Below are 5479 nucleotides of genomic sequence, written 5' to 3'. Positions count from 1 at the left end.
GATACTCCGTTTTGGCGAAGGTATTGGACTAAGGAACGATTTAATAAAATACAGAACCTCACCCCTGCTACGCATCCCCTCTACCGAACTTTGACGGAAGAATAATCTCCCGTCAAGTTCTCTCCGTACACGGAGAGGGGAATAAAAGGGGTGAGGTTCCATATTAAATTTGCACTTTATTTAATCCACATTCCTAAGCACAAACGTATTGGTATTTTTACCAGTGGTAGGGATTGTTCCGGATTAAATGCTGCAATTCGAGCCGTGGTACATTGTGCAGAGAGGACCTATAGATGGGAAGTTTTGGGAATCTGTCAAGCAACTGTGGATTTAATGGCAAATCCACCTTTTTTATATAATTCCGATGACAAACTCACCTTCGTTTACCGATTGATTAATCGAGGTATCGTAAACTAATCCATCAACTTCTGCAAAAATATCGATTACTTTTGGCAGATTTCCCGATTTATTAAAACAGATAATCTGATAAATACGATCGCCTGTTTTTACTAAACTGCCTAATTTAATTCTAGATTGAATCATTCCCCCAGCCGGAGCATAGTATTTTCTCACGTCACTGCGATTTTTAAAAAACATTTTTCTGTTTTTCTGCTCTTCAAGTAATAAACCAGTATTTCTTAGCACTCCTTTGCTGATTAAATAATTTTTCACTCCACGAACTCCTTCCATGACAGCATCAGGAATAATTTGCATCCCTGTACCTAGTTCAAGAGTCCAAGCTTCTATCTCAAATTGAATATCTCTACCAAGTTGCTGTAAGCACTTTTCCAACGCTAACCAAGGTTTAATAAATGCTTCATCGAAAGCATCACCATCATATTCATTTAACAAAATCCCGAAATCAAGCCAGAATAATTTCGCACTCTCCTCACGATTGTAAAAATAATAGAGATAATTTAAACCTTGGTTAGATGAACTGTGTAAATCAATCAAATAATCTGCATCTAGACTTAAGGATTGCAAGATGTAGCGAAATTTTTGAGTGTAAGGTACACAACTTGAACAATTAATTTTTTCTAAAAGTTTAGCGAATTCTTTCTTGATAATGGTTAGATAATTTTGTCTGACGACCTCTATATTTAAGGGAAATTGAGATTTAGCAAAAGCGGTTAAATCATCAGCTTCTTTTTCATAGTCCCAAAAAATTCGGTTCCAGTCCTTCGCTTCATAAACACAGTATCTTCCAGAAGCAAAATTATGGGCACGTTCGTTTGTACCCATTGGGTTGCAAACTGGAACTAGCCAAATTTCTCCGACTAAATCAGTAGCATCAACAGTCAACAAAAACTCAACAAGTTGATAAATTACAGCATTCCCAGCAATTTCTGCACCATGTAAATTTGATTGGATATAGACTTTTTTGCCCGTGTTTACACCAGTAAATTTATATACTTGTAGCGACAAAATATCCCCAGAAGCCATTTGACGTAAGGGAATTGTTTCGATAATTGGTAGCATACATAATCAGGGAAAGGAAAAAGTGGTAAAAATTAGACTTATTTTACAATACCTAAAAGGCTACATAACATAATTCTAATTGTAGCTTTATGGGAAACAATCAATACATTCCCACTACTATATTGTTGTTTAACTTCTTCAACTACTTGCATTGCCCGGTTTGCGATCGCAATTGCCACGTAATTCTGGCTGAATTTGAATGCGATGCTCCAAAGGGGAGCCGTGCAAAGCACGATCGCATAATGGTTTGACAGTTGCGATCGTACGTTGCATCGGGCTGGAAAAGATTGCTGTCCAAGGAGTGCCAGTATATGTATCTGCGAAGGCAGTTGCCATTTCTAGTCCATCGGCAGTTAGTTCGGGGTTGATGGAACCGCAGTAAAAGTTGCTGCGACTGCATTCTGTTTGCCCATGACGGAGAAAGTAGAGTGTTAAGTTCATCGTTTTTTTGGTGACAGTTGCTGAGATGGCAATCAAATATGATTACTATATGTGCTTATTTTGATACTTTAAATAAAGTATTGATTACACAAATAAATATTATCGCGGTTGCTTAAAAACAAATATATAAGGTAAAATGGGTTTGATATGAACTATTGTGATTGATATTTAATAATGACTCACAATTTCAAAATTTCGCTGATTCCTTAATTATAAGGCTCTGTAAAGTTCTTTTTATGATACGTAGCTTTATCTTAGGCATAGGCTCCCCAAGCGGTCAAATAGTAATTTCATTTATTAACTTTTAAAAATAATTTGAAATTTTGCTGAGTTCCCAAATGTCAAATGAAGAAAACCATAATCGCGAATTAGCTGCCAATCAGCTATCTGTAACCTTAGGCAGAGAACAAGCAACAGAATTATTAGAAAATGAAGGTTTGTATCATACCTTACTAAAGCATCTTCCGAATCATGCATTGATGCCGTTTGATTTTAATCTGTGCCACTTACTTGCGGAAGGGGAAGAAGTATTAACTATCACTGGAATAGATTGCAAAGCAATAGTTGGTAAAACCATTTGGGAAATATTGCCTTCGCATATTTGTGGAGAATTAGAACCTCTATATCGTCAGGCTTTAGCTGGAGAAAAGAACTTCATTGAGATATTTGACGATCGCAATTTTTATCAAGTAAATACGGTTCCAGTAAAAAACGAGCGCGGAGAAATCTTTGCGGGAATGGCAATTTGGCAAAACATCAGTGTTAGCAAACGGGTAGAAGAGTCTTTACGGGAAAGGGAAGAACTCAACCGCAGCATTTTTGAAAGTAGCGCTGATTGTATTAAAACTTTAGATTTAAATGCCTGTTTGCTGTCGATGAACGCAGCAGGGTTATGTTTAATGGAAATTGACGACTTTACATCTTATATTGGGGAATCCTGGGTTAATTTATGGCAAGAACCCGATCGCAGTTTAGTCTTGGAAGCCATAGAAACAGCCAAAGCTGATAAAATTGGTCGCTTTCAAGGATTTTGTCCCACAGTTAAAGGTACAGCAAAATGGTGGGATGTCCTAGTTACAGCAGTACCCGACGCAACAGGAAAAGCCAAGCTATTAGTCTCATCATCTCGCGACATTACAGCCCAAACACAGTCGGAAGAGGCATTACAACAGAGTGAACAAATACTAAAAACAGTGTTAGAAAATTTACCAGTTGGTGTATGGATTACTGATAAGAATGGCTCTATCATGCATACGAACCGAACTGGTAAGGAAATTTGGGCTGGTACAAGACATGTAGGAATTGACGATTATGGTGAGTATAAGGGTTTTTGGTCTGATAGTGGCGAACAAATCGCCGCAGAAGAATGGGCACTGGCACGGGCAATCAAACGGGGAGAAACTTCGATTAATGAAGTGGTTGATATTGAGTGTTTTGATGGCAGTCGCAAAACAGTGTTGAATTCAGCCTTACCCCTATATGACAATCAAGGAAATATTACTGGGGGGATTGCCGTTAACCAAGATATTAGTGAATACAGACGAATTGAGGCAGAAAGGCAACAAATGCTAGTGCGATCGCACCAGTATGCAAATCAACTGCGCGGTTTAACTGAAGCAGCTTTAGCAATAAATTCTACCTTCTCAATTGAAGAAGTTCTCAGAATAATTACTGAACAAGCTCGTAGTATTATTGGCGCACATCAATCTGTCACCAGCACCACAACTAACCAAAATTGGGCACAGTCTATCAGTACAATCTCCCTATCAGACAAATATGCAGCTTGGCGCGATTATCAAGAAAATCCCGATGATACTGGTATTTATAGCTGCGTTACTAATACAAATCATTCCCTGCGGATGAGGCAAACAGAACTAGAACAGCATCCCAAATGGAAAGGTTTTAGTTTTGCTGGCAGCAAACATCCCCCCTTACGTGGTTGGTTAGCAGCACCCTTAGTTGGGCGAGATGGTGGTAATATTGGACTAATTCAATTATCCGATAAATACGATGACGGTGAATTTAGTGAAGAAGATGAATCCATCCTTGTCCAACTAGCGCAGATGGCATCAATCGCAATCGAAAATAATCGTCTTTACGCAGATGCACAAAAAGCCCGTAGCGAAGCCGAAAAAGCCAACCACATCAAAGATGAATTTTTAGCAGTATTATCCCACGAATTGCGATCGCCCCTCAATCCCATTTTAGGCTGGTCAAAAATCCTCCAAACCCGCAAACTTGAACCTGAAAAAACTAGGGAAGCTTTATCAATTATTGAACGCAACGCCAAATTACAAGGACAATTAATCGAAGATTTATTAGATATATCACGAATTCTACAAGGTAAATTAACCTTAAATATTAGTACAGTAAATCTTAAATCTGTGGTTTTAGCAGCTTTGGAAACAGTACGTTTAGCTGCGGAAACCAAAAACATTCAAATACAGATGGTATGTGCAGTAGATAACTGTGATGTTTTGGCTGATTCTGGACGTTTACAGCAAGTTTTTTGGAATTTGTTTACGAATGCAGTCAAATTTACACCTGCTGCTGGGAGGGTAGAAGTACGGATAGAATTATCGAAAAATCACTTGCAAGTTGTCGTAAAAGATACTGGTAAGGGTATTGCTCCCGACTTCTTACCATCTGTTTTTGACCACTTCCGTCAAGCAGATGGAGCTACCACAAGAAGATTTGGTGGTTTAGGTTTAGGACTTGCGATCGTACGGCAAATTACAGAAATGCATGGTGGTAAAGCATTTGCGGAAAGTCCAGGAGAGGATTTAGGAGCAATATTTAGAATCGAGTTACCACTATCTCAGAAAAGCCAGGAAGAAGACAACAGTACAACCGAGACAGAATTAGACTTAAATTCCCGAAATCTCGAAAGTATAGAAATATTAATAGTAGATGACGATGCCGATTCGCGGGAGTTTATCACCTTTGTCTTAGAAACAACAGGGGCAATCGTTACCCAAGCTACATCAGCTCTGGAAGCACTAGATATATTAACCCAATTAAAACCAAAAATTATTGTTAGCGATATTGGAATGCCAGAAATGGACGGTTATATGTTAATGCGTCAAATCAGGAATTTACCCTCATATCAAGGAGGAGCAATTCCAGCAGTCGCTTTAACAGCTTACGCTAGCGAGTGCGATCGCGAACAAGCAATTTCCGCAGGATTCCAAAAGCACGTATCCAAACCAATAGAACCAGATGAGTTAATTGCGGTAGTTTTAGAATTGGTGAGAAATAAATAAGCTTGTCATCCTGACGAAGGAAACATTTTTTAAGCGATTCCTAACAGTTCGTCAGCATGATATTATCAGGATGAGATGAGATGCAACATACGTCAGCATGACAGTTTGAGTTTTCTCGTTTTGATTCTATGACTGTTAGGAATCGCTTAAAAGATACTTCCTTCGTCAGCATGATATTATCAGGATGAGATGAGATGCAACATACGTCAGCATGACAGTTTGAGTTTTCTCGTTTTGATTCTATGAATCAAAACGAGAAAACTCAAACTGTCATGCTGACGTATGTTGCATCTCAT

Annotated in this window: 2 protein-coding genes and 3 pseudogenes; 2 read left to right on the top strand and 3 right to left on the bottom strand. The window is 38.6% G+C overall.

The features are described 5' to 3' along the window. Nucleotides 1-189: 189 nt before the first annotated feature. Nucleotides 190-348 (top strand): annotated as a pseudogene (locus tag CK510_RS23055) (6-phosphofructokinase); the annotation flags it as partial. Nucleotides 349-351: 3 nt separating this feature from the next. On the opposite strand, the gene CK510_RS23050 reads toward CK510_RS23055, so the two are convergent. The 3 genes and pseudogenes from CK510_RS23050 to CK510_RS23045 form a co-directional block, all read right to left on the bottom strand. Then, nucleotides 352-1479, bottom strand: a complete 1128-nt coding sequence (locus tag CK510_RS23050) for a M14 family metallopeptidase (RefSeq protein ID WP_095723909.1) — start codon at nucleotides 1477-1479, stop codon at nucleotides 352-354. Between the two features lie 47 nt (nucleotides 1480-1526). Then, nucleotides 1527-1655: pseudogene (locus CK510_RS34065) on the bottom strand (histidine phosphatase family protein); the annotation flags it as partial. A gap of 58 nt (nucleotides 1656-1713) precedes the next feature. Then, nucleotides 1714-1920, bottom strand: a pseudogene (locus CK510_RS23045) (histidine phosphatase family protein); the annotation flags it as partial. A gap of 338 nt (nucleotides 1921-2258) precedes the next feature. Between CK510_RS23045 and CK510_RS23040 the strand changes: the two are divergent. Beyond that, a complete protein-coding gene (locus CK510_RS23040; protein WP_095723908.1) occupies nucleotides 2259-5183 on the top strand; it encodes an ATP-binding protein in 2925 nt (974 codons plus the stop codon). Nucleotides 5184-5479: the final 296 nt, after the last annotated feature.

Origin of the sequence: Brunnivagina elsteri CCALA 953 (genome assembly GCF_002289455.1) — a bacterium.
GTDB lineage: Bacteria > Cyanobacteriota > Cyanobacteriia > Cyanobacteriales > Nostocaceae > Brunnivagina > Brunnivagina elsteri.
The sequence above is the reverse complement of the archived record's forward strand: the minus strand, read 5'-3'. Positions and strand labels throughout refer to the sequence as shown.

Bases quoted from the DNA above. Each gene is read 5' to 3' on its own strand.
- CK510_RS23050 (WP_095723909.1), bottom strand. From the start codon at position 1,479: ATGCTACCAATTATCGAAACAATTCCCTTACGTCAAATGGCTTCTGGG.
- CK510_RS23040 (WP_095723908.1), top strand. From the start codon at position 2,259: ATGTCAAATGAAGAAAACCATAATCGCGAATTAGCTGCCAATCAGCTA.